Genomic DNA, 1,264 nt, shown 5'->3' with positions numbered 1-1,264 from the left:
CGCGTGGCAATGCGGCCGGAGGCGCAGGCCGGCGTGCCGGGGCAAGCGGCAATGCGCGTGCGCGGGTCGGTGGGGGCGGTGACGAAGCCGAGGGCGGTGGCGGTGTGTTGGAGGGGTTGGTTGGCTGCCGGTGGCTGACCGAGGAAGAGCAGGGCGCGGCCGGGGGCTAGGCGGATTTCGGTTGTGTTGAGGGAGAGGGCGTGTTGGGCGAGAGCGATTAGCTTGTCGGCCGGCATGCTGCCGTAGGGGAGGGCGATGCCGAGGGCGGTGGCGTGGCTTACATTGAAGAAGCCAATTGGCCGGCGAGAGTGCTCTACGGCGCCCCCCTCTGTCCTGCCGGACATCTCCCCCTCCAGGGGGGAGATTGCGCTTGGAGAGCCGCGTTCGCCAACTGTCGATGCTGCAAGAGGGGAGCCTGCGGTGAAGCTGCCAATCTCCCCCCTGGAGGGGGAGATGTCCGGCAGGACAGAGGGGGGCGCCGTAGAATGCCAGCCTGCGAGAGAAGCCAATTGTCTCTCCGACAGATCCCTTGCGTGGGCCTCACGGCCTTTTTCGGCAATCATTCTTAGAGCCGCGACGGCGATGTCGCGAGCCGCACCTTCATCAGCAAACGCTAGCGGCTTCGCATTCTGCCCGTCACCCGCGACAGACACCTGCCATTGGATTCTCGCACCACTGCGCGTTGCAGCAAGCCGAACATCGGCCGTCACCGAATCCAGCCCAAGTTGCCCACCGCCATCGACAATCACCGAAACCTTCGGCCCCAACCGTTGCGCAAGCCCAGCTTCTTCGATTGCAGCCCTGATCCGTTCAGCCAGTGGCCGGGGATCGGCAATCTCTTGCGGATCGATGCCAGCCAGCGGGCCGGTCTCGACTGGCACGCCGGTGCGCACCGCGATATCAAGCGCATCGACCTCCGCCGCCAGCAGCATCGCGCTGTCCGTCGTCAGCCCACGTATCTGCAGACTGCCGCGCGCGGTGACTTCCATGATGCCATTGCCATGCCGCAAGGCGGATTCGGCTAACCCGATCAAAAGCTTCGGCGACAATCCTCCAGAAGTCGGGCCTCCAGAAGTCGGACCTCCAGAAGACGGGCCTCCAGCAACCGGATTGAGCCGCACCAAAAGCCCGTCGCCGGTCTGCATCGGCGCCGACAAGGCCGGGCAGGCGCCGCGGCGTGAGAAGGCGTTCATGCCGCCACCCCAAGCGCTTCTGCTTCGGCAATCAGGGCGGTGAGATCGTCATCGACGGAGTTGCGCAGGGG

At 65.7% G+C, this 1,264-nt stretch carries 1 protein-coding gene; it reads right to left on the bottom strand.

The genetic code is table 11. From position 1 onward, the window contains the following. On the bottom strand, positions 1–1,193 hold a 1,193-nt coding region (gene cobG / locus EN939_RS34720; RefSeq protein WP_127271882.1), incomplete at its 3' end, for a precorrin-3B synthase. Between the last annotated feature and the right edge of the window lie 71 nt (positions 1,194–1,264).

It is taken from the genome of Mesorhizobium sp. M7A.F.Ca.CA.002.05.1.1, assembly GCF_003998335.1.
In the GTDB taxonomy this organism is placed as follows: Bacteria; Pseudomonadota; Alphaproteobacteria; order Rhizobiales; family Rhizobiaceae; genus Mesorhizobium.
This window is presented reverse-complemented; position numbering and strand designations above follow the sequence as displayed.